At 72.5% G+C, this 26,386-nt stretch carries 31 protein-coding genes; 7 read left to right on the top strand and 24 right to left on the bottom strand.

The window, feature by feature from the left end:
• Positions 1-9: 9 nt before the first annotated feature.
• Genes ccsB through F8A92_RS02260 form a run of 9 tightly spaced genes read right to left on the bottom strand, consistent with a single transcriptional unit; the run spans position 10 to position 7,854 of the window.
• Positions 10-1,038: a c-type cytochrome biogenesis protein CcsB gene (ccsB, locus tag F8A92_RS02300; RefSeq protein WP_153502943.1), complete on the bottom strand. Its 1,029-nt coding sequence runs from the start codon at positions 1,036-1,038 to the stop codon at positions 10-12.
• The gene (gene resB, locus F8A92_RS02295; RefSeq protein ID WP_153502941.1) at positions 1,035-2,618 is read right to left on the bottom strand and encodes a cytochrome c biogenesis protein ResB; all 1,584 of its coding nucleotides are present in this window, start codon (positions 2,616-2,618) and stop codon (positions 1,035-1,037) included. The genes ccsB and resB overlap by 4 nt, the downstream gene beginning before the upstream one ends.
• A complete protein-coding gene (locus tag F8A92_RS02290; protein ID WP_153502939.1) occupies positions 2,615-3,385 on the bottom strand; it encodes a cytochrome c biogenesis CcdA family protein in 771 nt (256 codons plus the stop codon). Before F8A92_RS02290 ends, resB begins: the two co-directional genes overlap by 4 nt.
• Positions 3,382-3,957 carry a TlpA family protein disulfide reductase gene (locus tag F8A92_RS02285; protein ID WP_153502937.1) on the bottom strand — a complete coding sequence of 192 codons (576 nt, stop codon included), beginning with the start codon at positions 3,955-3,957 and terminating at the stop codon, positions 3,382-3,384. Before F8A92_RS02285 ends, F8A92_RS02290 begins: the two co-directional genes overlap by 4 nt.
• Positions 3,954-4,583 (bottom strand): histidine phosphatase family protein, encoded by a 630-nt coding sequence (locus tag F8A92_RS02280; RefSeq protein WP_153502935.1) that lies wholly within the window; start codon positions 4,581-4,583, stop codon positions 3,954-3,956. The genes F8A92_RS02285 and F8A92_RS02280 overlap by 4 nt, the downstream gene beginning before the upstream one ends.
• A gap of 2 nt (positions 4,584-4,585) precedes the next feature.
• Positions 4,586-5,902 (bottom strand): glutamate-1-semialdehyde 2,1-aminomutase, encoded by a 1,317-nt coding sequence (gene hemL, locus F8A92_RS02275; RefSeq protein WP_228389129.1) that lies wholly within the window; start codon positions 5,900-5,902, stop codon positions 4,586-4,588.
• A gap of 58 nt (positions 5,903-5,960) precedes the next feature.
• Positions 5,961-6,638 carry a hypothetical protein gene (locus F8A92_RS02270; protein WP_153502931.1) on the bottom strand — a complete coding sequence of 226 codons (678 nt, stop codon included), beginning with the start codon at positions 6,636-6,638 and terminating at the stop codon, positions 5,961-5,963.
• Positions 6,639-6,655: 17 nt separating this feature from the next.
• Positions 6,656-7,240, bottom strand: coding sequence for a hypothetical protein (locus F8A92_RS02265; protein WP_153502929.1), 585 nt, complete (start codon positions 7,238-7,240; stop codon positions 6,656-6,658).
• Positions 7,241-7,257: 17 nt separating this feature from the next.
• Positions 7,258-7,854 (bottom strand): class I SAM-dependent methyltransferase, encoded by a 597-nt coding sequence (locus tag F8A92_RS02260; RefSeq protein ID WP_153502927.1) that lies wholly within the window; start codon positions 7,852-7,854, stop codon positions 7,258-7,260.
• A 60-nt stretch (positions 7,855-7,914) separates the two neighbouring features.
• On the opposite strand from F8A92_RS02260, the gene F8A92_RS02255 reads away from it, so the two are divergent.
• Together F8A92_RS02255 and rocD are read left to right on the top strand one after the other, a co-directional pair.
• The gene (locus F8A92_RS02255) at positions 7,915-8,565 is read left to right on the top strand and encodes a TetR/AcrR family transcriptional regulator (RefSeq protein ID WP_194291327.1); all 651 of its coding nucleotides are present in this window, start codon (positions 7,915-7,917) and stop codon (positions 8,563-8,565) included.
• Between the two features lie 14 nt (positions 8,566-8,579).
• Positions 8,580-9,752, top strand: a complete 1,173-nt coding sequence (gene rocD, locus F8A92_RS02250; RefSeq protein WP_153502924.1) for an ornithine--oxo-acid transaminase — start codon at positions 8,580-8,582, stop codon at positions 9,750-9,752.
• Here the strand turns inward: rocD and F8A92_RS02245 are convergent.
• Entirely contained in the window at positions 9,749-10,420 is a 672-nt protein-coding gene (locus F8A92_RS02245; RefSeq protein ID WP_228389128.1) for a helix-turn-helix domain-containing protein, read from the bottom strand. The two genes, rocD and F8A92_RS02245, sit on opposite strands and share 4 nt — an antisense overlap.
• An 89-nt stretch (positions 10,421-10,509) precedes the next feature.
• Here F8A92_RS02245 and F8A92_RS02240 point away from each other — a divergent pair, with 89 nt between their 5' ends.
• Genes F8A92_RS02240 through F8A92_RS02230 form a run of 3 tightly spaced genes read left to right on the top strand, consistent with a single transcriptional unit; the run spans position 10,510 to position 12,854 of the window.
• Positions 10,510-10,956: a hypothetical protein gene (locus tag F8A92_RS02240; RefSeq protein ID WP_153502923.1), complete on the top strand. Its 447-nt coding sequence runs from the start codon at positions 10,510-10,512 to the stop codon at positions 10,954-10,956.
• Positions 10,953-11,588 (top strand): GTP cyclohydrolase I FolE, encoded by a 636-nt coding sequence (folE, locus tag F8A92_RS02235; RefSeq protein ID WP_228389127.1) that lies wholly within the window; start codon positions 10,953-10,955, stop codon positions 11,586-11,588. Before F8A92_RS02240 ends, folE begins: the two co-directional genes overlap by 4 nt.
• A gap of 48 nt (positions 11,589-11,636) precedes the next feature.
• Positions 11,637-12,854: an NAD(P)/FAD-dependent oxidoreductase gene (locus F8A92_RS02230; protein ID WP_153502922.1), complete on the top strand. Its 1,218-nt coding sequence runs from the start codon at positions 11,637-11,639 to the stop codon at positions 12,852-12,854.
• On the opposite strand, the gene hemB is transcribed toward F8A92_RS02230, so the two are convergent.
• The 6 genes from hemB to F8A92_RS02200 form a co-directional block, all read right to left on the bottom strand.
• Complete coding sequence (hemB, locus tag F8A92_RS02225; RefSeq protein ID WP_153502921.1) at positions 12,837-13,823, bottom strand: porphobilinogen synthase; 987 nt, start codon at positions 13,821-13,823, stop codon at positions 12,837-12,839. The two genes, F8A92_RS02230 and hemB, sit on opposite strands and share 18 nt — an antisense overlap.
• 73 nt (positions 13,824-13,896) lie before the next feature.
• Positions 13,897-15,447 carry a uroporphyrinogen-III synthase gene (locus F8A92_RS02220; protein ID WP_153502920.1) on the bottom strand — a complete coding sequence of 517 codons (1,551 nt, stop codon included), beginning with the start codon at positions 15,445-15,447 and terminating at the stop codon, positions 13,897-13,899.
• The gene (hemC, locus tag F8A92_RS02215; RefSeq protein WP_153502919.1) at positions 15,447-16,370 is read right to left on the bottom strand and encodes a hydroxymethylbilane synthase; all 924 of its coding nucleotides are present in this window, start codon (positions 16,368-16,370) and stop codon (positions 15,447-15,449) included. Before hemC ends, F8A92_RS02220 begins: the two co-directional genes overlap by 1 nt.
• Positions 16,367-17,674 (bottom strand): glutamyl-tRNA reductase, encoded by a 1,308-nt coding sequence (locus tag F8A92_RS02210; RefSeq protein ID WP_153502918.1) that lies wholly within the window; start codon positions 17,672-17,674, stop codon positions 16,367-16,369. The genes hemC and F8A92_RS02210 overlap by 4 nt, the downstream gene beginning before the upstream one ends.
• Positions 17,671-18,351 (bottom strand): redox-sensing transcriptional repressor Rex, encoded by a 681-nt coding sequence (locus F8A92_RS02205; protein WP_194291326.1) that lies wholly within the window; start codon positions 18,349-18,351, stop codon positions 17,671-17,673. Before F8A92_RS02205 ends, F8A92_RS02210 begins: the two co-directional genes overlap by 4 nt.
• A 54-nt stretch (positions 18,352-18,405) precedes the next feature.
• Positions 18,406-18,657, bottom strand: coding sequence for a glutaredoxin family protein (locus F8A92_RS02200; RefSeq protein ID WP_153502916.1), 252 nt, complete (start codon positions 18,655-18,657; stop codon positions 18,406-18,408).
• 62 nt (positions 18,658-18,719) lie between these two features.
• Here F8A92_RS02200 and F8A92_RS02195 point away from each other — a divergent pair, with 62 nt between their 5' ends.
• Positions 18,720-19,637, top strand: a complete 918-nt coding sequence (locus tag F8A92_RS02195; RefSeq protein WP_153502915.1) for an HAD family hydrolase — start codon at positions 18,720-18,722, stop codon at positions 19,635-19,637.
• A gap of 17 nt (positions 19,638-19,654) precedes the next feature.
• Here F8A92_RS02195 and F8A92_RS02190 read toward each other — a convergent pair whose 3' ends face one another.
• From F8A92_RS02190 to F8A92_RS02155, 8 genes are all read right to left on the bottom strand, one after another.
• Positions 19,655-20,581, bottom strand: coding sequence for a lysophospholipid acyltransferase family protein (locus tag F8A92_RS02190; protein WP_153502914.1), 927 nt, complete (start codon positions 20,579-20,581; stop codon positions 19,655-19,657).
• Positions 20,578-21,594, bottom strand: a complete 1,017-nt coding sequence (locus tag F8A92_RS02185; RefSeq protein ID WP_153502913.1) for an NAD-dependent epimerase/dehydratase family protein — start codon at positions 21,592-21,594, stop codon at positions 20,578-20,580. Before F8A92_RS02185 ends, F8A92_RS02190 begins: the two co-directional genes overlap by 4 nt.
• A 20-nt stretch (positions 21,595-21,614) precedes the next feature.
• Positions 21,615-21,713, bottom strand: a complete 99-nt coding sequence (locus F8A92_RS02180; RefSeq protein WP_003948845.1) for a 30S ribosomal protein bS22 — start codon at positions 21,711-21,713, stop codon at positions 21,615-21,617.
• A 122-nt stretch (positions 21,714-21,835) separates the two neighbouring features.
• Positions 21,836-22,057: a helix-turn-helix domain-containing protein gene (locus F8A92_RS02175; RefSeq protein WP_153502912.1), complete on the bottom strand. Its 222-nt coding sequence runs from the start codon at positions 22,055-22,057 to the stop codon at positions 21,836-21,838.
• Positions 22,058-22,228: 171 nt separating this feature from the next.
• A complete protein-coding gene (gene proC, locus F8A92_RS02170; RefSeq protein ID WP_228389126.1) occupies positions 22,229-23,041 on the bottom strand; it encodes a pyrroline-5-carboxylate reductase in 813 nt (270 codons plus the stop codon).
• The gene (locus F8A92_RS02165; RefSeq protein WP_153502911.1) at positions 23,034-23,666 is read right to left on the bottom strand and encodes a TetR/AcrR family transcriptional regulator; all 633 of its coding nucleotides are present in this window, start codon (positions 23,664-23,666) and stop codon (positions 23,034-23,036) included. Before F8A92_RS02165 ends, proC begins: the two co-directional genes overlap by 8 nt.
• Before the next feature lie 33 nt (positions 23,667-23,699).
• The gene (locus F8A92_RS02160; protein ID WP_153502910.1) at positions 23,700-24,500 is read right to left on the bottom strand and encodes a sugar phosphate isomerase/epimerase family protein; all 801 of its coding nucleotides are present in this window, start codon (positions 24,498-24,500) and stop codon (positions 23,700-23,702) included.
• Between the two features lie 2 nt (positions 24,501-24,502).
• On the bottom strand, positions 24,503-25,438 hold the full coding sequence (locus tag F8A92_RS02155) for a Ppx/GppA phosphatase family protein (RefSeq protein ID WP_153502909.1): 936 nt from the start codon (positions 25,436-25,438) through the stop codon (positions 24,503-24,505).
• 64 nt (positions 25,439-25,502) lie between these two features.
• On the opposite strand from F8A92_RS02155, the gene F8A92_RS02150 reads away from it, so the two are divergent.
• Entirely contained in the window at positions 25,503-26,297 is a 795-nt protein-coding gene (locus tag F8A92_RS02150; RefSeq protein WP_153502908.1) for a hypothetical protein, read from the top strand.
• The last annotated feature ends 89 nt before the right edge of the window (positions 26,298-26,386 follow it).

Genomic DNA, 26,386 nt, shown 5'->3' with positions numbered 1-26,386 from the left:
GGCCGCGTCCTACAGGCCGCTGTAGGAATGCAGTCCCGAGACGACCGTGTTGACCACGATGAAGTTGAAGGCCATCGTCCCGGCGCCGAGCAGGTTGATGTACGCGGCGCGGTTGCCCTTCCAGCCGGCGGTGGCGCGGGCGTGCAGGTAGACCGCGTAAACGACCCAGGAGATGAACGCCCAGGTCTCCTTGGGGTCCCAGCCCCAGTAGCGACCCCACGCCGACTCGGCCCAGATGGCGCCGGTGATGATCGCGAACGTCCAGATCGGGAACGCGAACGTCATGGTGCGGGCGGCCAGCCGGTCCAGGCTCGCGGACGACGGCAGGTTGCCGGCGATCCGCGACGCGACGTACCCGCCCTCGGCCGCCTCGCGAGCCTCGTGCCGCCGCTTGACGAGGTACAGCGCGGAGCAGACCGCGCTGACCAGCAGGATGCCGGAGGCGATGGTGGCGGCCGTGACGTGGATACCCAGCCAGTAGGAGCGCAGCGGGGCGACGACCGGGCCGGCCTTGGCGTAGAACCGCAGGCCGATGAGCACCAGGATGAAGATGACCGGGGGCAGCACGAAGACGCCGAGGAACCGACGCGAGCGCTTGGGGACCGCCATCACCAGGTAGGTGCCCACGGCGACGATGCAGATCGCCGAGGCGAACTCGAACATGTTGCCCCACGGCAGCCGGCCGGTGGCGATGCCGCGGCCGGCCAGCGCGGCCACCTGCAACGCGAACCCGAGGGCCGCCAGCACGACGCCCACCAGGCCGAGGCGCGGTCCCCACACCGACGGCGTCACCGGCTCGGCGTGCTCGACGGGCGGCAGCGCGTCGATCGGGGCCGCTCCGGACGCGTCGCCGCCGCCGACGGTGGCCAGCTCACGCTCGGGGGTGCGCTCACGCGCGGCCAGCTTGGCGCGCTCGCGACGCTCGCTCTTGCCGAAGGCGTAGTCGCCGCACAACGCGAACAGCCCGAGGGAGTAGGCGATGATCGATCCGGAAAACAGGTGGTCGGACACTGCCGCCAGCGACTCGTTCACGCTCATGGGCTCTCCTCATCATCGGGCTGTGCTCGGCCTAGGATACGCGGGCCGATCGCGGCGAACTCCTCGGAGAACGCGTGCTGTCCCGAGTGGGCCAGCCCGCCGATCTCGATCGAGCGGGAACCGCCCGAGTCGACCACCCGCACCCACAGCCGCCGGCGGCGCAGCAGCAGCGTGGTCATCAGCGACACCAGCAGCACGACCGAGGAGACGAGCACCCAGACCTGCCCCGGGTCGTGGCTGACCTGGAACGCGGCCCACTCGACGACACTGTCGAGCTGGATCTTGGTGCCGTCGGCCAGCACCGTGGATGCGCCCGGCTTCAGATTCACCGAGTCGACCTTCTTCAGCAGCCCGGAGTCGATGACCTCCTGGTCGAGGGTGTAGACCGACTGCGGCGTGCCGGTGTCCAGGCCGGTGTAGCCCTGGTAGACGAACAGCGCCACTTCCGGGTTGATGAGGCGGGGGTCGGTCGAGACGATGCCGTTGGACGAGTCCTGCGCGGTGGGCGCGAGGAAGCCCTGCAGCGCCAAGGACTTCTCCGCGTTGCCGGTGTCGATCTTCAGCGCACCCTCGGAGGCGAAGGTCTTCTGGTCGACCGGCAGGAACGGCGCCTGCTCGGTGCGCACCGTGCCGTCCGGCAGGGTGATGGTGAAGACCGGCGCGTACCCGTGGCCGGTGACGTAGGCGCGGACGCCGTCCACCCGCAGCGGGTCGTTGCTCTCGATCGTCGCGCCGCTGGTGCGGCCGCCGACCGATGTGGAGTAGTCGATCTTGGACACGAAGCGGGCCGGGGTCAGGTCGGCGTCGTACACCGTGTCGAAGGACTTCAGGTCGATGCACACCGGCGCGAGGTCCGAGCCGTCAACCAGCGGACCGCCGGTGAACGAGTCGTAGGACATCTGGGTGTTGCAGAAGCCCTCCCCCTCGACGGCGATGCGGGAGGCCTCGTACCCGTTGAGCTTGCCGACGGCCAGCGCGATCAGCAGCGCGAGCAGGCTCAGGTGGAAGACCAGGTTGCCCGCCTCCTGCAGGTAGCCCTTCTCGGCGCTGAGGGTGCCGTCCCGGCGCACGACCCGCCAGCGCCGCTTGCGCAGCAGCGCGGCGGCGTCGTCGAGAACCGCGTCGACGGTGCGGTCGGTGCGCCCCGCGAGGTGGTCGCTGAACCGCGACAGCCGGCGGGGCGCCTTCGGCGGCTGCGCCCGGACGGCGCGCAGGTAGACCGAGATCCGCGGGATGAGGCAGCCGATCAGCGAGATGAACAGCAGCAGGTAGATCGCGGCGTACCACGGTGAGGAGAAGACGTTGAAGAAGCCCAGCCGCGACAGCCAGGGCGCGATGCCGGGATGCTCGGTGAAGTACTGGCGCACCTTCGAGGGGCTGAGGTTGCGCTGCGGCAGCAGCGACCCCGGCACGGACGCGAGCGCGAGCAGGAACAGCAGGATGAGGGCGGTCCGCATGCTGGTGAGCTGGCGCCACCAGTACCGGGCCAGCTCCTTCAGCGAGGCGCCGATCGGACGGCGGACCGGCTTGTCCTCGCGCCACAGCAGGTCGTCGGTGGCCGGGTCCTTGGTGGTCGTCACAGCGGCAGTCCTTCCGCCGGCAACCAGCCCTGCATCACCGCGACGATGCTGGTCCACCAGCCGGTGAGCAGCAGGACGCCGAGCACGATGAGCATGACACCGCCGACCTTCATCAAGGTGCCGGCGTGCCGGCGGGCGAACGCCGACGCCTTCAGCGCCCAGCCGAGCCCCGCCGCGACGAGGATGAACGGCAGCCCCAGCCCGAGGCAGTAGAGGGCCGTGAGCAACGCGCCGCGTCCGGCACTGCCCTCCTGGTACGACAGCCCCAGGATCGCCGCGAGAGTCGGGCCGATGCACGGCGTCCAGCCGATGCCGAAGAACGCGCCCAGCAGCGGGGCGCCGGCCAACCCGGCGACCGGCAGCCGGTGGATCCGCCACTCGCGCTGCATCCAGGGGAAGCGGCCGAGGAAGATGACGCCCATCGCGATGATCAGCACGCCCATCACCTTGGTGATGACCTCCTCGTGCTGGCGCAGCGTCGCGCCGGCCTGGCCGAAGAGGGCGCCGTAGGACACGAACACCGCGGTGAAGCCGAGCACGAACAGCACGGCCCCCAGCAGCACGCGGCGGCGGGCGGGCGCCCGGCGGGTCGTGGGCTCGCTCCCGGACTCGCCGGCCACGGATGCGACGTACGACAGGTATCCGGGCACGAGCGGGAGCACGCACGGCGAGAGGAAGCTGACCAGCCCGGCGGCGAGGGCGAGCAGGCCGGCGAGGATCAGCGAGCCGGACGTGACGGTGGCGTCGATGGAGGCGAGGGCGGTCATTCGGCGAGCAGCTTCTCGATGGTCTTGGTGAGGCTCGCGAGGTCCACCTGCGCCACGTAGGCCGCGGCGACGCGGCCACGCTTGTCGACGACGATGGTCGACGGGATCGCGGCCAGCGGGTAGCCCGGGAACTGCAGCGCGATCTCGGTCTTCGGGTCGAACAGGCTCGGGTAGGTCAGCCCCGCCTGCTTGCTGTAGGTCTCGCCCTGCCCCTTGGTGTCGCGCACCAGGACGCCGAGCAGCTCGACGCCCTTCCCCTGGTAGGTCTGATAGGTCTTCTCCAGGTCGGGCGCCTCGACGCGGCACGGCGCGCACCAGGAGGCCCAGAAGTTGATGACGACGATCTTGCCGTGGTGGTCCGCGAGCGCGTACTTCTTCCCGTCGAGCAGCTCGCCGGTGACCGTGGGCGCCTGCTTGCGGTCCGACGCGGCGATGACCTCGCCGGAGGGCGTGCCCTCCACGAACCGGAACTCGCTCCCGGCGTTCTCCGGGGCGCCCTTGCTCGCCGAGCATCCGGCCAGGACGCCGACCGCGACCAGGACGAGCACCACGGCGTACGCGACGCGTCTCATGCCCCGACCCCGGAGCCGACCTGCCCGCAGGGCTCGGTGTAGGCGACCCGGACGAGCCGCTCGTCGTCGAAGTGCAGGGAGGTCACGGAGGCGAGGGCGCACTCGCGGCGCCGCGGATCGTGCCACAGCCGGTGGCCCGCCACGGCGCAGCGCAGCGTCCAGATCGGCAACTGGTGGCTGACGCACACCGCCTCGTGCCCGAGGCCGCCGAGCCGGGCGGCCTCGACCGCCATGCTCATCCGCACCGCGATGTCGAGGTACGGCTCGCCCCAGGACGGGCGCAGCGGGTTGCGCAGCTTGGGCCAGTTGTCGCGGCGGCTCATGATGCCGTCCTTGCCGCCCCACCGCTGGCCCTCGAAGTCGTTCGCGGCCTCGATGAGCCGGTCGTCGGTGGCGATGTCGAGCGACAGCGCGGCGGCGATCGGTGCGGCCGTCTCCGTCGCGCGCTGCAACGGGCTGGCGACCAGGTGCCGGACGTCGGTGCCGGCGAAGTGCGCGGCGAGCCGGTCGGCCATCTGCCGGCCGGCGTCCGAGAGCCCGTAGCCGGGCAGCCGCCCGTAGAGGATGCCGTCCGGATTGTGCACTTCCCCGTGCCGCACGAGGTGGACGACCGTGTGCGCGCCCATTCCTAGCCGACCGCCGCCGCCGCGCCGGCAGCGTACGGCAGCGCCTCGTCGATGCGGTCCAGGATCTGCTCGTCGTGCGCGGTGGAGACGAACCAGCACTCGAAGCCGGACGGTGGCAGGTAGATGCCGCGCGCCAGCAGCTCGGTGAAGAACGCGGCGAACCGGGCGGCGCTCTGCGTGCGGGCGGCGGCGTAGTCGGTGACCTGGGCAAGCTCGACGCCGTCGGCGAACAGGAACACCGAGAACATCGTCCCGGCGGTCTGGATGCGGTGCGGGACGCCGGCGTTGTAGAGGGCGGCCGCCGTCATGCCCTGCAGCGTGGTGCTGGTGGTCGCGAGCTTCTCGTACGCCTCGGGCGTGGACAGCGTCAGGTTGGCCAGGCCCGCGGCGGTGGCCAGCGGGTTCCCGCTGAGCGTGCCGGCCTGGTAGACGGGTCCGGCGGGCGCCAGGAGGTCCATGACGTCGGCGCGGCCGCCGAACGCGGCGGCGGGCAGCCCGCCGCCCATCACCTTGCCGAAGGTGTACAGGTCGGCCTCGACCGGGTCGATGCCGTACCAGCCGGCCGCGGAGGCCCGGAAGCCGGTCATCACCTCGTCGCTGATCATCAGCGCGCCGTGCCGGGCCGTGAGGTCGCGGATGAGCTGGTTGAAGCCGTCGACCGGCGGGACGACCCCCATGTTGCCCGGCGCGGCCTCGGTGATCAGGCAGGCGATCTCGTCGCCGCGCTGCGTGAACAGCTCCTCCAGGGCCTGCGGGTCGTTGTACGGCAGCACGACCGTCTCGGCCGTCTGCGTCGCGGTGACGCCGCGGGTCTCCGGGATCGCCAGGGTCGCGACGCCGGAGCCGGCCTCGGCGAGCAGCGCGTCCACGTGCCCGTGGTAGCAGCCGGAGAACTTCACGACCAGGCTGCGCCCGGTGAAGCCGCGGGCCAGCCGGATCGCCGACATGGTGGCCTCGGTGCCGGAGTTGACCAGCCGGATCCGCTGCGCGGGCGTCCGGGCGACGATCTCCTCGGCGAGCAGCACCTCGTTCTCGGTCGGGGTGCCGAAGCTGGTGCCCTTCTGGGCGGCCTTCGTCACCGCCTCGACGATCGCGGGGTGCGCGTGGCCGTGCAGCAGCGGGCCCCAGGAGCAGATGAGGTCGACGTACTCGCGGCCGTCGGCGTCGGTCATGAGGGCGCCCTTGCCCGAGGTCATGAAGCGCGGCGTGCCGCCGACCGACCGGAACGCGCGGACCGGCGAGTTGACGCCTCCGGGGATCACCTCGCTCGCGCGCGCGAAGAGGTCTGCGGACTGGGGAGCATCAGACGGGTACAGCACGTGTGCCATTGTCCCATCCCGCGCGCTGCGCGCAGGTGAGTCTCCCGCCACGTTAAGGCTATGACTCGATCTCGGCCGCGGCCCGGCGCTCGACGGCCGCGACGGCGCGACGCGGCAGCACGATCAGGCCATCGATCTCGACGCGCGCGCGGGCCAGCGCGCGCTGGCGCTCGGCGACGGTGGCGCCCCGGTCCGCGGCGGTGGCGAACAGCTTCTGGGCACGGGCCACCCGCGTCCGTTCGGCGTCGTCGAGGTCTATCCAGCCGCGCCGCCGGGCCTCGGCCTCGGCGGCGTCGAACGCGGTGGACAGCGCGTGCACGGCGTCGCGGTACTCCACGACCGCCTCGCGCGTGTCGAGCTCGGCCGCCCGGCTGGGCCGCAGCGAGTCGGCGGTGAGCATGGCCCGGTGGAACTGCGCGACGAGCGGTTCGCGGACGTCGGCGATCAGCGGGTACTGCAGGATCAGCCCGGGATCCAGCTCGTACGCCGCCCACCGGTCGATCACCGACTGGTGGGTCTCGACCAGCCGCCGCACCTCTCGCTCGCGGCCCTCGGCGCGTTCGCCGGCCGCGGCGCCGGCCCGGACGGACGCGAGCTTGACCTGCTGCTTGAGCCGGAATCGCTCCTGGGCGCGCTCCGCGCGCCGCTCGTTCGCCTCCTGCAGGGCCTTCAGCCCCGCGGCGATCGATCCGCCGAACACCAGCACCAGCCAGCCGAGGTTCCACATCCAGTGCATGCGATCCAGTATCGGCCCTAGATGTCGTAGGGCGCGTAGAAGTCGTTCGCCGGCCGAGGCGGCGGTGGAGGGGTCGGCGCGGCGGCCGGCGTCGGCTGCGGCGGATAGAGCTGTGGGTAGCGCCGCGCGAGCTGCGCGCGGGCCTCGGCTCGAGCGGTCTCGTCGCGCTGCCGGATGCCGCGGGCGGCGGACCACACGCCGACGGCGCCCGCGGCCAGCGACAGCGGGACGAGGAACCAGCTGAGCACCTTGACCGGGGTGCTCACGCCGGGGTGCAGCAGCGCGTAGATCGACCCGTCCTCCGGCGCGGAGACGCGCACCTGCTGGCCGGCCCGGTAGGTGCCCAGCAGCAGGCCGGTGTGCGGCGAGCCGTCGATCTCGTAGTCGACCTTCCACGCGCCGTACTGGCCGTCCGCGATCTGCTCGTCGCCGGACTGCGCATCGGCGCTGATCCCCCACTGCACGGTGCCGACGGCCTCGACCCGGCCACTGAGCCGGTCGGCGAACTGGGCCGGGCCGAAGGCCAGCAGGATGCCGGCCAGGCCGACGAGCACGAGCACGGCGCCGAGGGCGATCGATCGTCGAGGGGTCGGCGGGCGCATGCCCTCAGCGTATTCACTCAGGAAGCCAGCCGCAGTCGGTACCACTGCGGCTCGGTGCGCCGCAGCGGACGCGGCATGCCTGCGGTGTCCGCCGGGCCGGTGGACTCCAGCCGCCACGCCGGGAAGGTGGACTCGACGTCCGCCCGGGTGAGGCCCTTGGGCAGCAGCGGCAGCGGGTGCGGGCGGAACGCCAGCAGCAGCATGGTCGCGCCCGGGTTGGCCAGCTCGGTGATGCCGCCCGCGGCCGCCGCGCGGGCCGCGGCGTCGAGGCCGTGCAGGCAGCCGATGTCGAGGAAGAAGTCGAAGCCGCCGAGCTTCGCGCGCCGCAACGCGGTCACGTCGGCCTCGACGAACGTCGCCCCGTCGCCGGCGGCGCGGGCCTGCGCGAGCGCGCGCGGGATGTTGTCGATCCCGACCGCCTCCCAGCCGCGAGCCGCGAGCTCCCGGGTGTGCCGGCCACGCCCGCACCCGAGGTCCAGCGCCCGCCCCAACGGTCGTCCGCGCTCGTTCTCCTCCCGCTCCAGGAGCGCCTCGAACGAGGCCTGCCCTCCGGCGCCGGCCCGCTCCCAGGGCCGGATGCCCAGCCGATACGCCATCGCGTAGCCAGTGCTCATGTCCCCTCCTCAAATTGGTTCGGGTGGTTACCGAACGAATTAATCACTAGAGTGAGCCCGGTGAGCGAACCTGTCAAGAAACGCGCGTACCGGTCCGCGGTGCGTGAGGAGCGGGCGCGCGCCAACCGGACGGCGGTGCTGCGGGCCGCCGAGCGGCTGTTCGTCGCAAACGGCTATCCCGCGACGTCCGTCGCGGCGATCGCCGAGGCGGCCGGGGTCAGCGAGGACCTCGTGTATCTGCAGTTCGGCACCAAGCGCCAGCTTCTGGTCGAGGTGCTCAACTACGACGTCACCGGGGCCCCCGACAGCGCGCAGGTGCTCGATCAGCCCGGCCCGCGCGCGGTGCTGGCGCAGCCCGATCAGCGGGCGCAGATCGCGATGTTCGCCGCCGACATCGCGCGGCGGACCACCCGCGCGCGCCCCATCGACGACGTCATGGTCTCGGCCGCCCTGGTGGACGACGAGGTGGCCGCCAAGCACGGCGAGATGCATCGCATCCGCCTGGCGAACCTCACGCAGTTCGTGCGCAGCCTCGCGGCGCACGGCGGGCTGCGCCCAGGGCTGGGCATCGAGGAGGCGGCGGCCACCGTGTGGGCGCTCACCGGTCCACCGATGCACCGGCAGCTGGTCGGCGAGCTGGGCTGGAGCGAGCAGCGCTTCGCCGGCTGGATCGACTCGACGCTGCAGGCCGCGCTGCTGCCCGAGCGGTGATTACGATCTGAGCCATGTCCGAGCGCTCGCCCTTCGTCGCCACGAACTACCACCCGCTGCCGGTCACCCTGGCGCGCGGCGAGGGCTCCTGGGTGTGGGACGTCGACGGCCGGAGGTACCTGGACCTGCTGGCCGGGTACAGCGCGCTGAACTTCGGGCACCGGCATCCCGCGCTGATCCAGGCGGCCAAGGACCAGCTGGACCGGCTGACCCTCACCAGCCGCGCGTTCAACAGCGCCAACCTCGCCGAGTTCTGCCGGCGGCTCGCCCGCTTCTGCGGCAAGGAGGTCGTGCTGCCCATGAACACCGGGGCCGAGGCCGTCGAGACCGGGATCAAGCTCGCCCGCAAGTGGGGCTACCGGGTCAAGGGGGTGCCCGACGGCCGGGCCGAGATCATCGTGATGAAGGGCAACTTCCACGGGCGCACCTCGACCATCGTCTCCTTCAGCGACGACCCCGATGCGCGCGACGGCTACGGCCCCTACATGCCCGGGTTCGTCAGCGTCCCGTACGGCGACGTCCAGGCCGTGCGCGCGGCGATCACCCCGCACACGGTCGCGGTGCTCTTCGAGCCGATCCAGGGCGAGGGCGGCGTCCTCATCCCGCCGGACGGCTTCCTGCGCGACCTGCGCGGGGTGTGCACCGAGCACGACGTGCTGATGATCGCCGACGAGATCCAGTCCGGCCTGGGCCGCACCGGGTTGCCCTTCGCCTGCGACCACGAGGACGTCGTCCCCGACGTGTACCTGCTGGGCAAGGCGCTCGGCGGCGGCATCATGCCGGTCTCCGCGGTCGTCTCCGACGCCTCGGCCATGCAGGTCTTCACGCCCGGCACCCACGGCTCCACGTTCGGCGGCAACCCGCTGGCCGCGGCCATCGGCATCGCCGTCCTCGATCTCCTGGAGGACGGCGAGATGCTCGAGAACACCAAGCGGCTCGAGCCGGTGCTCCGGGAGGGGCTGGAGGCGCTGCCCGCCGACAAGGTGACCGGGGTGCGGGTGCGCGGCCTGTGGGCCGGCGTGGACCTCGCCGACCGCACCGGCCGGGCGTACTCGGAGGGGCTCATGGCCCGCGGTGTCCTGTGCAAGGACACCCACGGCCGCACGGTCCGGTTCGCGCCGCCGCTGACCATCGCGGAGGAGGACCTGCGCTGGGCGCTGGGCGAGCTGGCGGCCGAGCTCGGCTAGGCCGGGGTCTCCGGTCCGGTCCGAATGGTAACGCAGCAGTGCCCCGCGCGCGGCGCGAGCTCGGCGGTGCCGGGGTCCTCGCCGCGGGCCGAGAGCAAGCCGCGCAGCAGCGCGAGATTGAGCCCGCACACCAGCTCGACGTGCCGCTGCGCCAGGTGGTGGAACGGGCAGTTGTGCAGGTCGATCTCGTCGGCGAGCTGCTCGGGCTCGTAGCCGCGGTCACGCAACGTGCTCAGCAGGTCGCGCCCCGGGTCGGCCGCGCGGCGCCCTTCCCCGTCGGCGGCGGCCAGCAGGGCCGTGCGCACGCTGCCGGACGCGTCGGCGGCGACGGCGTCCGCCAGCACGCCGGCCAGGACGTCGTACGAGCGCGGCGGGAGGGTGATGGCCACCTCGTCCCGGGTCGGCCGGTAGAGCTTGGCCGGGCGGCCCGCTCCGGGACCGCCGCGCCCCGGCGGCCGCGCGTAGCTGACCGACAGCAGGCCCGCCTCGACCAGCCGGTCGAGGTGGTACGCCGCCAGCGTCCGGCTCACCCGCGCGCCGTCGGCGGCGGCATCCCGACGGACGGGCTCCTGCGCCGCGGCGACGAGCTCGTACAGCCGGCGCCGCACGGGATCAGCCAGTGCGGCCAGCTCGGGCGCGGCGGGAGGCTCCTCGCGGTTCGCGGTCACGGCGGAATTCTATCACCAACAGTCATTGACAAACTCGCCTCGGCGGTCGACTCTAAAAATTGTCCTTACTGTTGATAGAGGAGGCCGTCATGGTCGCTCACCTGACCGAGAGCTCGCACCGGCATCAGCCGGTGTGGGACCGGACGCGGCGGCGTGAACCGGCGTACGCCGCGTTCTGGCTGCTGCGCGTGGGGTTCGTCGTGCTGCCGCTGTGGATGGGCATCGACAAGTTCGTGAACGCCCTCACGGACTGGCCGGGCTACCTGGCACCGTGGATCGTCGGGCTGCTGCCGTTCTCGGCGCAGACCGCGATGTACATCGTGGGCGTAATCGAGATCGTGGCGGGCCTGGCGGTCGCGTGGAAGCCCCGGTACGCCGGCTACGTCGTCGCGCTGTGGCTCGCGGGCATCATCGTGAACCTGCTGACCTACCCCGGCTTCTACGACGTCGCGCTGCGCGACTTCGGGCTGCTGATCGCGGCACTCGCCCTGGCCCTGCTGTCCGCGACGTACGACCGCGGACGGGCCCGGCGATGACCACGATGGACGCCGTGCCGGTCGCCTGCGCCGTCCGCGATCTGCGGCCGGACGCCGGCTGGGCCGAGCCGGCACATCCCGGCATGAACCTGCTCGCGGCCGAGAACGCGGCGGCGGCGTTCCTGACGGCGCTCGGCGTGGGGCTCGATTCCGAGCACCTGCGCGCGACGCCGGGGCGGATGGCCCGCGCCTGGGCCGAGATGCTCACCCCGCGCCGGTTCGAGATGACCACCTTCCCGAACGAGGAGGGCTACGACGAGCTGGTGCTGGCGCGCGACATCCCCTTCCGGTCCGTGTGCGAGCACCACCTGCTGCCGTTCACCGGCCGGGCCTGCGTCGCCTACCTGCCGGGTGAGCGCATCCTCGGGCTGTCGAAGCTGGCGCGGGTGGTGGAGCACTTCGCCTGCCGCCCGCAGACCCAGGAACGGCTGACGAAGCAGGTCGCCGACTGGCTGCAGGAGCAGCTCGCCCCGCGCGCGGTCGGCGTGGTGATGGCGGCCGAGCACTCCTGCATGACGCTGCGCGGCGTGCAGGCCACCGGGTCCAGCACCGTCACCTCCACGGTGCTGGGTGCGCTGCGCACCGATTCCCGATCCCGCGCGGAGTTCCTCTCCCTGGCCGGTGTCACCTAGGTTCGAAGCACGCACGCCCCGACCACCTCGTCCCCGAAGGAGACCCTGATGAGCACACCGCGACACGTAGCGATCGTCGGCGGCGGCCTCGCCGGCGCGAAGACCGCCGAGGCCCTCCGCGACCAGGGCTTCACCGGCCAGGTGAGCCTCCTGGCGGCGGAGAGCCACCCACCTTACGAGCGTCCTCCGCTGTCGAAGGACTACCTGGCCGGCGGCGCGGCCTTCGACGACGCGATCGTGCACCCGTTGTCGTGGTACCGCGACAACGACGTCGATCTGCAGCTCGGGGCGCGCGCCACCGGCGTCGACGCGGCCGCGCACCGGCTGCACCGCGCCGACGGGTCGGCGCTCGACTACGACAAGCTGGTCCTGGCGACCGGCTCGGTCCCCCGACGTCTGCCGCTGCCGGGCGCCGACGCCGCCGGCGTGCTCACGCTGCGCACCCGGGAGGACGCCGACGCCATCCGCGCGCACTTCGGGGACGGCAAGCACCTGGTCGTCATCGGGGGCGGGTGGATCGGGCTGGAAGTCGCCGCGACCGCCCGCGGAGCGGGCACCGCGGTGACCGTGCTGGAGGCGGCGGAGCTGCCGTTGATCGGCGTCGTGGGTCCGGAGCTGGCCCCCGTGTTCGCCGCGCTGCACCGCGACCACGGCGTGGACCTGCTCCTCGGCGCCCAGGTCGCGGCGATCACCACCGAGGACGGCGCCGCGACCGGCGTACGGCTGGCCGACGGCACGGTAATCGCCTCGGACGCGGTCGTCGTCGGCGTCGGTGTGGCCCCGGACCTCGCGGTGGCCGAGTCCGCCGGGCTGGCGATCGACAACGGCGTGCTCGTCGACGCGTCGCTGCGCAGCAGCGACCCGGACATCTACGCCGTCGGGGACATCGCCAACCACGACCATCCGGTGCTCGGCCACCGGGTGCGGGTGGAGCACTGGGCGACCGCGCTGAACCAGCCGGCCAGCGCGGTGGCGGCGTTGCTCGGCCAGGACACCGTCTACCGGGAGCTGCCGTTCTTCTACAGCGACCAGTACGACCTGGGCCTGGAGTACATCGGCCACGCCCCGCCCGGCTCGCACGACCGGCTGGTCGTGCACGGCGACCTGGAGGCGCGCGAGTTCGTGGCGTTCTGGCTGCGGGAGGAGCGCATCCTGGCCGCGATGAACGTCAACGTCTGGGACGTCGTGGACAAGGTCAAGCCGCTCATCACGAACCGGACCCGGGTCGATCCGCAGCGGCTCGAGAAGCTAGGCCCGGACGCGTAGCCGGTTCGCGACCTCGACGGCGTAGTAGGTCAGGATGATCGACGCGCCGGCGCGGTGGATCGCGGTGAGCTGCTCGTCGATCAGGCGGTCGCGGTCGATCCACCCGTTGGCGGCCGCCGCCTCGATCATCGCGTACTCACCGGACACCTGATACGCGGCCACCGGAAGATCGGTGGCCTGGCGGGCGTCCCGGATGACGTCGAGGTAGGTCGAGGCCGGCTTGATCATCACGATGTCGGCGCCCTCGGCGATGTCGAGCTCGAGCTCACGCATGGCCTCGCGGCCGTTCGCCGGGTCCTGCTGGTACGTGCGCCGGTCGCCCTTGAGCTGGGAGTCGACCGCCTCGCGGAACGGCCCGTAGAGCGCCGAGGCGTACTTGGCCGAGTAGGCGATCAGCGACACGTCATCGTGGCCGGCCGCGTCGAGCGCCTCGCGCATCACGCCGATCTGGCCGTCCATCATCCCGCTCGGGCCGATCATGTGCGCGCCGGCCGCGGCCTGCGCGACCGCCATCGCGGCGTACACCTCGAGGGTGGCGTCGTTGTCGACGCGCCCGTGGCCGTCCAGCACCCCGCAGTGCCCGTGGTCGGTGAACTCGTCGAGGCAGCCGTCGCTCATCACGACCGTCGCGTCCCCGACCTCGGCGACGAGGTCGGCGATCCCGACGTTGAGGATGCCCGTCTCGCAGACCGCCGCCGAGCCGGTGGCGTCGCGCTCGGCGGGGACGCCGAACAGCATCAGGCCGCCGACGCCGGCCTCGACCGCCTCGACCGCGGCCCGCTTGAGCGAGTCGCGGGTGTGCTGCAGCACGCCCGGCATGGAGGCGATCGGCTGCGGCGCGTCGATGCCCTCCCGCACGAACATCGGCAGCACCAGCCCGGCCGGGTCGATGCGGGTCTCCGCGACCAGCCGGCGCACCGCCGGGGTGGTGCGCAGCCGCCGGGGACGGGAGTGCGGGTAGAGGCTCATCGGGATCTCCTCGGATGCGGTGGGTCATCCCACGCTATCGGCCGATCAGCGGGGTGCAACCCACCGCGTGACGTCAGGACTTGCGGGCGCGGGCCTTGGTCTTGCGCGGCGGACGGTCGAAACCCTCGACCTCGCGCAGGTTGATCGCGTAGTCGGCGAGCGCCTCGATCAGCGACGGGACGTCGGCGGTCTCCGGCTGGACGTCGACGCGCAGGCCGAACTCCGTGGCGGTGCTCGCGGTGGCCGGTCCGATGCACGCGACCACGGTGCGCGCGTGCGGCTTGCCGGCGATCCCGACCAGGTTGCGCACCGTCGAGCTCGAGGTGAAGCAGACCGCGTCGAAGCCGCCGCCCTTGATCGACTCGCGGATGTGCGCGGCCGGCGGTGCGGCCCGCACCGTGCGGTACGCGGTGACGTCCTCGATCTCCCAGCCGCGCTCCTTCAGGCCCTCGGCGAGGGTCTCGGTCGCGATGTCGGCGCGCGGCAGCAGGATCTTGTCGATCGGGTCGAGGATGTCGTCGTACGGCGGGAAGTCCTCGAGCAGGCCGGCGCTGGACTGCTCCCCCGTCGGGACCAGCTCGGGGGTGATGCCGAAGGCGCGGACGGCGTCCGCGGTGGCCTCGCCGACGCAGGCGATCTTCACGCCGGCGAACGCCCGCGCGTCGAGCCCGAACTCGGTGAACTTCTCCCAGACGGCCTTGACCGCGTTGGTGGAGGTGAACACGATCCACGAGTAGCGGCCGTTGACCAGACCCTTGATGGCGCGCTCCATCTGTGCGGGGGTGCGCGGCGGCTCGACCGCGATGGTCGGCACCTCGACCGGGATGGCGCCGTGCTCGCGCAGCTGGCTGCTCATGCCGGCGGCCTGCTCCTTGGTGCGCGGCACCAGGACCTGCCAGCCGTACAGCGCGCGCTTCTCCCACCAGGAGAACTTGTCGGTCTGCGCGGCACCCGGTCCGACGGTCAGCTGGGCGGGACCCTCGAGCGCCTTGACGGCCGGGTTGCTGCCGGTGAGATCGCCGAGCACGCCGGCGACCGTCTTCTGCGCGAGCGACGTGCCGTTGACGGTGACGGCGGCCGGCGTGGACTCCGCCAGGCCGGCTTCGATGAGCGCCTTGGCGATCGCCTTCACGTCTGCGAGGTCGAAGCCGAGCATCAGCGTGCCGCCGGCGCCGGCCAGCGCGGCGAGGGAGGTGCCGGCGGTGAACCCGCGCAGGTCGGCGGTGACGACCGTGCCGGTCGCGGGGATGCCGGCGTACGACGCGATGGCCGGGCGAGCGTGCGCGGCCGCGATGACCTGGTACGGCGCCGAGGACCGGCTGACCGCGGAGATCTCCTTGACCATGCGCTCGCTCGACAGGACGTCGCCGGTGACGACCCGCGCCACGTTCTTGCCGGCCTTGGCCTCGGCGACGAGGAGCTTGGCGACGGCCGCGGCGTCCTCGTCGGTCTCGATCACCTCGCCGGTCGCCATCGCCCGCACGTCGTCGATCACGTCGGTGTCGACGACCACCTCGTCGGCGGCGTGGATGGCGTCGTAGGCACGACCGGTGGTCAGGCCGGCGTCCGCCGGGCCACAGCCGACGAATCGGATGCGGCCGATGTTCTTGCGCGCGCGCGTCATCACGTGCTCCCCATGAGCTCGTTCGCGCCGTCCTCGAGCATCACGCGGGCGAGCCGCGCTCCGAGTCCGGCAGCATCGGTAAGTGGTCCGCTGGCCGAGAGCCGGATGGCATCGCTGCCATCCTGCGCCGTCACGGCCGCGCGGAGTGATAGCTCGAGACCGTCCTCGGCCTCGACTACCTCGGCGAGGGCTCCCACCGGTGCTGAGCAGCCGGCTTCGAGCTCGGCGAGCAATGCCCGCTCTGCCTCGACGCAGATACGACTGTAGTTATCGTCCAGCGTTCTGACCAAATCGGCGAGGTCGGTTCGTGACGCGAGGCACTCGATCGCCAGCGCACCCTGCCCGGGCGCCGGCAGCATCTGGATCGGGTCGAGCAGCTCGGTGATCCGCTCGCGCAGCCCGAGGCGGGTCAGGCCGGCGGTGGCCAGCAGGACCGCGTCGAGCTCGCCGCTGTCCACCTTCGACAGCCGGGTGTCGACGTTGCCGCGGATCGGCACCGGCTCCAGCCCGAGCCCGAGCGCGCGCAGCTGGGCGACCCGCCGCAGCGATCCGGTCCCGATGCGCGAGCCCGGCGGCAGCTCTCCGAGGGTCAGCCCGTCGCGCGCGACGAGCGCGTCCCGCGGGTCGACCCGGGTGGGCACCGCGGCGATGACGATGCCCTCCGCCGGGGTCGTCGGCAGGTCCTTCAGGGAGTGCACGGCGATGTCGATGGTGCCCGCGAGCAGCTCGTCGCGCAGCGCCGAGATGAACACGCCCTGGCCGCCGAGGGTGTGCAGCGGGGCCGAGGTGACGTCACCGTGCGTGGTGACCGTGACGAGCTCGACGGCGCGGCCGGTGGCCGCGGTCAGCGAGTCGGCGACGATCTGCGACTGCCCGGTCGCGAGCGCGGAGCGTCGCGTGCCGAGCCGGATCGGTGCGCTCATGCGCCCCCGCCCGGGGCGATCCGGCGGGCGGACTCCTGCACGTCGGGCGCCATCGCATCCCCGACCGGCTGGTCCCCGCCGTCGAACAGCATCCGCAGGGCCTCGGCGTACGCCTCGCCGGACGGGGTGCCGGCGCTCTCGCGGACGCGCACCTGCGGCGCGTGCAGCATCTTGTCGACGACGCGCTCGACGGCGTACTCGATCTCGGCCATCGCGCGGGCGTCGATGTCCGGGAGCCGCCCGCGGAGGCGGGCGAGCTCGGCGTCGATGACCTCCTTGGCGCGCGTCTGCAGCGCGGCGATGGTGGGCGCCACCACCGAGCGGCGCTGCCGCGCGACGAAGGCGGCGACCTCCTCGGCGACCAGCGCGTCGGCGCGGGTGCCGTCGACGGCGACGTCGAGCGCCTCGGCGCGCTGCCGGATCTGCTCCATGCCGACGTACGTGACGGACTCGAGTGCCGCGGCCTCGGCGGTCACGTTCTTGGGGAGCGCCAGGTCGACGACGGTCACCGGTCCGGCCTCGCGCAGGAGGTCGGCGTCCAGCACGCCGGGCGAGGACCCGAGGGCGGTGACCACGATGTCGGCCTCGGCCAGCGCGGCGCGCAGGTCGGTGACCACGCGCGCGTCGTGCTTGCCGGCCAGCGCCTGCGCCTTCTCGAGCGAGCGGTTGATCACCTGCAGGCCCGCGACGCCCTCGGCGCGCAGCGCACCGGCAGCGAGCGTCGCCATCGCGCCCGCACCGACGATCAGCGCCTTGCGGCCCGCGAGGCCGCCGCCGATCTCGCGGGCGGCGTCCACGGCGACCGAGGCGATGTTGCGGCCGACCGAGTGCATCCCGAGCTCGGAATGCATGCGCTTGCCCACCCGCAGCGCGTGCTGCGCGAGCGCGTGCAGCCGGCGGCCGACGGCGTCGCGGTCGGCCGCCTCGAGGTACGCCGTGCGCAGCTGCCCGAGGATCTGCGGCTCACCCACCACCATGGAGTCCAGGCCGCTGGCCACCCGCATCATGTGCTCGACGGCGTCCTCGTCGTAGGCCACCTGCAGGTAGTCGGCGAGCTGGTCGCTCGGGATGCCCAGCCGTTCGGAGAGCCACCCGACCACGGCGTCCAGGCCGGGGTGGAACTTCTCGACGACGGCGAACACCTCGACCCGGTTGCAGGTCGACAGCAGCATCGCCTCGCTGACCGGCTCGTGGCCGAGCACCTGGACGAGCGCCTCATCGAGGGCCTCCGGCGTGATCGCGGCCCGCTCCAGGACGTCCACCGGAGTCTGACGGTGGGAGAGCCCTACGACGAGATAGCTCATGAGGCACCTTTCGTTGACGACGCGGACTTGAGCCGCTCGTGGAAAGCGAGGATCTGCAGCTCGCTGGCGAGGTCGACGCGGCGGACGTCGACGCCCGGCGGCGCCTGCAGGGTGGTCGGGGCGAACGACAGCACGCCGGTGATGCCGATCTCGACCAGCACGTCGAGCGCGGCCTGGGCGGCGTGCGCCGGGGTGGCGATGACGCCGATGCTGTCGCGGTACTCGCCGGGGCCGGCCCGCAGCTCGTCGATCGCGCGGACCTCCAACCCGGCGACGACCTCGCCGACGTGGTCGACGTCGAAGAGGCCGACGACCTGGAAGCCCCGGGCCGGCAGCCCGGCGTAGCCGGCGAGAGCGTGCCCGAGGTTGCCGACGCCGATGATCACGACCGTGCGGCGCTCACCGACGCCGAGCACCTCGCTCAGCCGGCCCTCCAGCGCGGCGACGTCGTACCCCACGCCGCGGGTGCCGACCGAGCCGGCCCAGGACAGGTCGCGGCGCAGCATCGCGGAGTTGACGCCGCTCAGCGCGGCGAGCTCGTCGGAGCTGATCAGCGCGCGGTTCTGCAGGTTCTCGAGGACTCGCAGGTACAGCGACAGCCGGCCGAGGGTGGCCTCCGGGATCCGCCGGCCATCGCTGGTGCGGGCGGCGATCCGCGAACCGGAAGCTGTCGTCACGATGGTCCAGACTACCTGCTTGTGCACGTATGCACAAAGTGACGGTGGCCGCGGCTACCGGCCCATGAGCGCGTCGAGCGCGGGGCGCAGCCGGTGCTCGTCGACGGTGAAGTAGCCGTGCTCCTTGCCGTTGAGCAGCAGCACCGGCACCCGGTCCCCGTACTCGGCGCGCAGCTCGGGCGCCGTGTCCACGTCCACGACCTCGGCCTGCAGCCCGTAGTCCGGCAGGATCCGGGCCAGCTCGGCCTGCGCCACCTCGCACAGGTGGCACTCGCGGCGGGACATGAGCGTGACATCGGGCTGCATGCCCTTCACGATATCCGGCGGCTCAGTAGGCTGGTCCCACGAGCGAGAAGGGAGTCGACCGGATGCGCCTGCCCTGGAGCCGTGCGGCCCTTCCCGGCGAGGCGCGGGCCCGCGCCCGCGAAGCAGGTCGCGCGTCGGCGGCCGTCGCCGCCAAGGCGACCAAGCAGCTGCCCATCCCCCTCGACCCGAACGCCGCGGCGTTCTTCGACGTCGACAACACGATGATGATGGGCGCGTCGATCTTCCACTTCGCCAAGGGCCTCGCCGCACGCAAGTTCTTCACCAGCCGCGACATCGCGCGGATGGTCTACCAGCAGGCGAAGTTCCGGGTCATCGGCGCCGAGAACACCGACGACATCCACAGCTCGCGCGACCGGGCCCTGGAGTTCGTCAAGGGCGCCGACGTCGAGGAGATCCGCCGCCTCGGCGAGGAGATCTACGACGAGGAGATGGCTCAGAAGATCTACTCCGGCACCCGCTCGCTCGCGCAGATGCACCTCGACGCCGGGCAGCGCGTCTGGCTGGTCACCGCCACCCCCGTCGAGCTGGCCAGCGTGATCGCCGACCGGCTCGACCTCACCGGGGCGCTCGCGACGGTTGCCGAGCAGGCGGACGGCAAGTACACCGGGCAGCTGGTCGGCGAGATGATGCACGGCAGCGCCAAGGCCGAGGCCATCTCGGCGCTGGCCGCGCGCGAGGGGCTGGACCTCGCGCGCTGCACGGCGTACAGCGACTCGATCAACGACCTGCCGATGCTGTCGCTCGTCGGCAAGGCCGTCGCGGTGAACCCCGACCCGGATCTGCGCCGCGAGGCGATCGAGCGGGGCTGGGAGATCCGCGACTACCGCACCGGGCGCAAGGCGGTGAAGGTCGGCGCGCTGACGACGCTGGCCGGCGCGGCCGCGGCGGGCTCGGTGGTCGGCTCGCTCGCGCTGTGGCGGGCGGTGCAGCGCTACCGCTCCCGCGGCGGGCGACGCTAGCCGGGGGCGCCGCGCGGTCAGAAGAACGTGCGGCGACGCTCGCGCAGCAGGGCGTACAGCCGCGACTGGATCTTCTCGCGGACCACGTCGGTGAGCTCGAAGACCTCCATCGGGTCCTCGGCCGCGTCGGCGCCGAGGTGCGCGGTGTCGATCGGCTCGCCGATCTCGATCACCCAGCGGCTCGGCAGCGGGACCAGCCCGAGCAGCCCGAGCAGCGGAAAGGTCGGCGTGACCGGGAAGTACGGCAGCCCGAAGGTGCGCGCCAGCGGCGAGATGTCGGCGATCATCGGGTAGGCCTCCTCGGCGCCGACAATCGAGACCGGGATGATCGGGACACCCGCCCGGATGGCGGTGGAGACGAAGCCGCCGCGCCCGAAGCGCTGCAGACGGTACCGCTGCGACCAGCCTTTGCCGACGCCCTTGAACCCCTCGGGGAAGACGCCGACCAGCTCGCCGTCCCCGAGCAGCCGCGCGGCGTCGTCCGCGCTGGCCAGCGCGCTGCCGGAGCGGCGCGCGAGGTCGCCGACGACCGGCAGCCCGAACACGAGGTCGGCGGCCAGCAGCCGCAGGATCCGCCGCTCGGCGGTGTTGCGGTGGACGGCGTACGACAGGATGACGCCGTCGAGGGCGATGGTCCCCGAGTGGTTGGCGACCAGCAGGGCCGGCCCGTCGGACGGGATGCGCTCCGCGCCGACGACGCTGACGTGGAACCACTTGTCGTAGAGCACCTTGACCAGCGGGTGCAGCACGCCCTCGGTGAACTCCCGGTCGAGGCCGAACTCGTCGATGTCGTACTCGCCGGTGACCCGGCGGCGGATGAAGCTGACCAGGCGCGCGAGCGCCCGCTCGATCTCCGGGTGGGTGCGCGCGAGCCGCTCGGCGCCGTCGACGGCCGCGCCGAGCAGCGCGAGCGCGGGGTCCAGACCCGGCCCCCGGCCGCTCACCGCTTTACCCCGAGCGCGCTGCGCAGTGCGCGCAGCGGCAGTGTCGGCCGGATGCCGCGGCCGGCGAGGTAGTCGTCGAACGCCTCGCGCGTGGAGTACTCGGTGCGGAAGCCGAGCCGCTCGGCCGCCAGCGAGGTGTCCATCGCGCGCCCGTACCGCAGGAACTGGATGTGGTCGGGAGTGAAGTCGCCGAACCCCAGCATCCGCACGGCCCGCCCGAGCACCGAGGCGGCGGGGCCGACGACCGGCAGCGGCAGCCGGCCCGCGCGGGTCACCGCCTGCGAGAGCCGCATGACGTCGGGGGCGGCGATGTTGAACACGCCGTCGACCGGGTCCGCGACGGTGGCGCTGCGCACCAGCGCCGCCACGGCGTCCTGCTCGTGCACGAACTGTAGGCGCGGGTCGTAGCCGGCGAGGATCGGCACCAGCCGCATCGCGAAGTACGGCGCCAGCACCGAGTCGACCGACGGCCCGATGAGGTTGGCGAACCGCAGCACCGTCACCGACACGTCGGAGCGGCGGCGGTGGAAGCTGCGCACGTACGCCTCGACGTCCTGCGCGTCCTTGCCGTAGCCCCCGGACAGCGTGCGCGGCTGCATCTGCTCGGTGAACATCGCCGGGTCGCGGTGGCTGGAGCCGTAGACGGCACCGGTCGACTTCACGACCAGGCGGGTGACCAGACGGGCGTGCTGGCAGGCGGCCAGCAGGCGCATCGTGCCCATCACGTTCGCCTCCTTCATGGAGGCGCGGCCACCGGAGGCGCTGGCCGAGGCGTTGATGTCGGTGTGTACGACGGCGTCCACCCCGGCCGAGTCGATCACCTTCGCGATCAACGGGCTGCGGATGTCGGCGCGGACGAACTCCGCCCGGCTGTGGCCGGCGAGCGCGGGGTGCGCCGAGGTGATGTCGACGCCGATGACGCGCTCGATCCGCGGATCCTGCGCGAGCGCGTGCGCAGTCGCGCCGCCGAGAAACCGGCTGACACCGGTGACGAGTACGACGCGGGGGGTCACGGCGGCGCCTGGATCCGCGCTTACTTCTTGTTGCGCCGCTGCACGCGAGTGCGCTTGAGAAGCTTGCGGTGCTTCTTCTTCGCCATACGCTTGCGACGCTTCTTGATGACTGAACCCATGGAAATCCTTCACAGTTGCTGTCCGTGGCGCAGCTGCACCCGGAAAATGCTGAGCCGGACAAGTCTACCTGTCCGGCTCGGCGGCTATGCGGCCCGCTCGGACGGTTCCGAGCGGGTTGCTGCTAGGCGGTCTCGATGAACGCGCCGTCGAGATAGTCGTGCACCGCCTTCTCCGGGACCCGGAACGAGCGGCCGACGCGCACCGCGGGCAGCTCCCCGGAGTGCACGAGACGGTAGACGGTCATCTTCGACACGCGCATCATCGCCGCGACCTCCGCCACGGTCAGGAACGTGACCTGCGAGACGCCTGCGGCGGCGTCCTTGGGCGTTGCCTTCTTGGACATAGTTCACCATTTGTCTTCCGGCACGCGTCGCTCGTCGGCTTCCCCACCGACGCATGACACGCACGTGCTTAGGGCACATTAGCGTGGCTGGTGTGGCTTGGCGAGTTGAGAATCGAGTGATCGACACAACGTTTTCATCACAACTCGGCGTGTCGCCTGGCCTGTCGTCGATTATGCCCCGGATCCGAGCTCTGCCGAGCGGTCCCGCGCGGCCCGGACCGCCGCCGCGACGATCTCCCGCGCCCCCCGGTCCTCCAGGACGCCGATGCCGGCCGCCGTCGTGCCGCCGGGGGAGGTGACCGCCTGGCGCAGGTCGACCGGCTCCCTGCCCGACTCGCGCAGCATGGTGGCCGCGCCGACCGCGGTCTGCACGACGAGCCGCGCGGCGACGTCGCGCTCGAGCCCGACCGCCACGGCCGCGTCGACGAGCGCCTCGGTGAGGTAGAAGAAGTACGCCGGGCCGGTGCCGGAGACGGCGGTGACGGCGTCCAGCAGGTCCTCGGGCAGCTCGAGCACCTTCCCGGCGGTGGCCAGGATGGCCCGCGCGTAGCCCAGGTGGTGGTGCTTCGCGGTGGTCCCGGGCGCGATCACCGACATGCCCTCGCCGACCAGCGCGGGCGTGTTCGGCATGACGCGGACCACCGGCAGCGCCGGGAAGTCCCGCTCGAACCGGGAGGTCGGGATGCCGGCGGCGACGGAGACGAGCAGCACCTCGTCGTGCAGCCGGCCGGCGAGATCGGCCAGCACCTCGTCGATCACCTGCGGCTTGACGGCGAAGACGATGATGTCCGCGCGTTCGGCGAGCTCCTCCGCGCTGAGCGTGGTGACGCCGTACCGCGTGCGCAGGTACTCGGCACGGTCGGGATGCTTCTCGGTGACGAGCACCGATTCCGGGGTGACCGCGCCGCCGCGGAGGATGCCGGCGATCAGCGCCTCCGCCATGTTGCCGCCGCCGATGAATCCGATGGTGTTGCCGTCAAGCACTCGCGTTCTCCTCCGCGTGGGTCCGATAGGCAACCGTATCGAGGGCGACCTGCACGATGTCGCTCGCGACCTGCTCCGGGCTCATCTCGCCGCCCGCGTCGTACCACTGGCCGGTCTGGATGCACATGCCGACCACGGCACGGACGGCGTCCTTCGGATGCGCGGTCCGGAACAGCCCGCGGCTGACCGCGAGGTCGACGTCGTCCTGGATGTGCCGCTGCAGCTCGGCGCGGCGCGCGACGATCGCACCGCGGTTGTGCGGCGCCAGCGCGCGCATCTCGGTGGACCCGATCGCGGCCTGCTTGAGCCAGTACATGTGGCTCAGCGCGAGCGTCTCGATCTGGTTGCAGAACCGGGCGACGGGATCGTCGCCACCGGCGCGGCGGGCAGCCTCGTTGCGCCACATCAGCTCGTCCATCGTGGACGCGAGGATCGCGACGAGCATCTCCTGCTTGCCGGCGTGGTGGTGGTAGATGCCCGCGACCGACAGGCCGCAGCGGCGCGCGATGTCGCGGACCGTCGCGCCGTGGTAGCCGACCTCGTTGAACGCCTCGACCGCCGCCGTCAGGACGGGGTCGAGGTGCGGGCGGTCGTAGGATCGCCACGCGGTGCTGCTGTCGGCCATGGCGCTAACCGTACGAGCGCCCGCTCGGTAGCGTCAACTTGGCGGCGGGGCCGCCAGATGGGTGCGCGCGAACCGCAACGCCTCGGCCAGGTCGGCCGCCCGCCGCTCCCGGTCCAGGTTCCGCGTGCTGACCTCGACGACCACGTCCCCGGTGAAGCTCGCCGGCAGCGCGTGCAGGACCCGATCGCAGCCGCTGGAGCCCCGGCCGGGGACGAGGTGCTCGTCCGTCCCCTTGCCGGTGCCGTCCGCGAGGTGCACGTGCGCCAGCCGCTCCCCCATCCGGGCGAGCATCTCCGCGGAGTCGCAGCGCGCGACCGACGTGTGGGAGGTGTCCAGCGTGAGGTGCTCGAACGGTCCTCGGGTGACGTCCCAGTGCGGGGCGTACGCCGAGACGCCCCGCGCGCCGACCCGCGCGGGGAACATGTTCTCGACGGCGATCACCCGGCCAGACTGCCGCTCGAGGGCGCGGACGCCGGCTGCGAACTCGCGCGCGTACCGGCTCTGCCACCGGAACGGCGGGTGCACGACGACGGTGCGCGCGCCGATCTGGTGAGCCAGCCGCACGGACTTCGTGAGCTTGGGGCCCGGCTCGGTGCCCCACACCCGCGCGGTGATGAGCAGGCAGGGGGCGTGCACCGAGCCGACCGGCAGCTGGGCGACCTGGATCAGCTCGGCGATGGCGGCGGCGTCCTGGCTCGCGGGGTCGCCCCAGATCATCACCTCGAGGCCGTCGTAGCCGAGCTCGTGCGCGAGCTCGAACGCCGCGTCGAGGGGTTCGGGGAACACCGACGCGCTGGACAGCAGCACCCGCCGGCGCGGCTTCGCGGTGCGCATGGCTAGTCGGCGCCGTCGATCATGTCGAGGCGGCGCAGGATGACGCCTTCGCGCAGCGCCCACGGGCAGATCTCCAGCCGCGGCACCCCCAGGTTGCGCATCGCGGACTCGGCGACGATCGCGCCGGCGAGCAGCTGATGGGCGCGGGTCGCGCTCACCCCCTCGAGGTTGGCGAGGTCCGCGCTGGACATGTGCGAGATGAACCCGATGAGCTGGCGCAGTCCGGCGAGGGTCAGCTCGCGCGGCACCCGGATGCCCTCCGACGACGGCGCGGCGCCGGTCAGCCGCGCCAGCGACCGGAACGTCTTGGAGGTGGCGACGGCGCGGTCGGGCCGGTCGGTCTTCTGGAACGCCTTGACCTCCGAGGCGAGCGTCTCGTCGACGTACTCCCGGAGCGCGGCGATCTCGGACTTCGTGGCCGGGTCCCCGCTGAGCCACTCGCGCGTGAGCCGGCCGGCGCCCAGCGGCACCGAGCTGGCCACGTCGGGCACCTCGTCGATGCCGATGGCCAGCTCCAACGATCCGCCGCCGATGTCCAGGCACAGCAGCTGCCCGGCGCTCCAGCCGAACCAGCGACGGACGGCGAGGAAGGTCAACCGCGCCTCGTCCGGTCCGGACAGCACGCGGAGGGCGACGTCGGTCCTCGCGCGCACCCGAGAGAGCACCGCCTTGGAGTTCGTGGCGTCGCGGACGGCGCTCGTCGCGAACGCCAGCAGGTCGTCGCAGCCCTGCTCGGCCGCGACCTCCTTCGCGTCGGCGACGGCCTGCACGAGCGAGCTCTCGCCCGCCTTGGTCAGCGCGCCGGACTTGGTGAGCGTCTCGGCCAGCCGCAGCTCGACCTTGTGCTTGTGCATCGGGGTGGGGTGGCCGCCGCGATGCGCGTCGACGACGAGCAGGTGCACCGTGTTGGATCCGACATCGAGGACTCCCAGACGCATGGGCTCAACGCTAGCGGCCGGGTGCGGCGCCGCGGGCGGCGCCCGGGCGCCTACGCTTTCGGGCATGTCCCGCTCCCCGTCCCCGCACCCGGGCGAGGTCGGTCTCGACTTCGCCCGCGAGTGGATCGAGTTCTTCGACCCCGCCGACGACGACCACCTGATCCGCGCCGACCTGACCTGGCTGGGCTCCCGCTGGATGTGCATCTTCGCCGCGGGCTGCCACGGGATCGACCGGCGCAAGCCCGACCTCGGCTGCTGCGTGCACGGCGCGTTCTTCAGCGACGACGACGATCGCCGGCGGGTGCGCGGCTTCGTGCAGCAGCTGACGCCCGAGGACTGGTACCGGCACCCGGGCCGCAAGGTCCGCAAGAGCGACTGGGTCGAGGACGACGAGCTGGACGGCGAGACCCGCCAGCGCACCCGCACGGCCGGTGGGGCGTGCGTCTTCCAGAACCCGCCGGGCTCGCCGATGGGGGTGGGGTGTGCGCTGCACGGCCTCGCGCTCCGCATCGGCAAGCATCCGCTGGAGACGAAGCCGGACGTCTGCTGGCAGCTGCCGATCCGCCGCGAGCAGGACTGGCACGAGCGGCCGGACGGCACGCAGATCCTCGTCACCCGCATCGAGGAGTACGACCGCCGCGGCTGGGGCGAGGGCGGCCACGACCTCGACTGGTACTGCACGTCGTCCCCGGAGGCACACGTGGCGAGCGAGCCGGTGTACGTCTCCTACGCCCCCGAGCTCACCGCACTGATCGGCGCGCCCGCGTACGCCGAGCTCAAGCGGCTCGCCGACGCCCGCCTGGACCAGGGGCTCGTCGCCCCGCATCCGGCGACCGTCGCGCAGGGCGAGGTCGACTAGCCGCCCGCCGCCCACCCGGTGGCCGCGGTGCCGTCGTCGCCGAGGGCGCCCGCCGCCTGCAGCCGCTGCGCGACTGCGGCCAGCGCGCC

It is taken from the genome of Cumulibacter manganitolerans (assembly GCF_009602465.1).
Lineage (GTDB): Bacteria > Actinomycetota > Actinomycetes > Mycobacteriales > Antricoccaceae > Cumulibacter > Cumulibacter manganitolerans.
The sequence above is the reverse complement of the archived record's forward strand: the minus strand, read 5'-3'. Positions and strand labels throughout refer to the sequence as shown.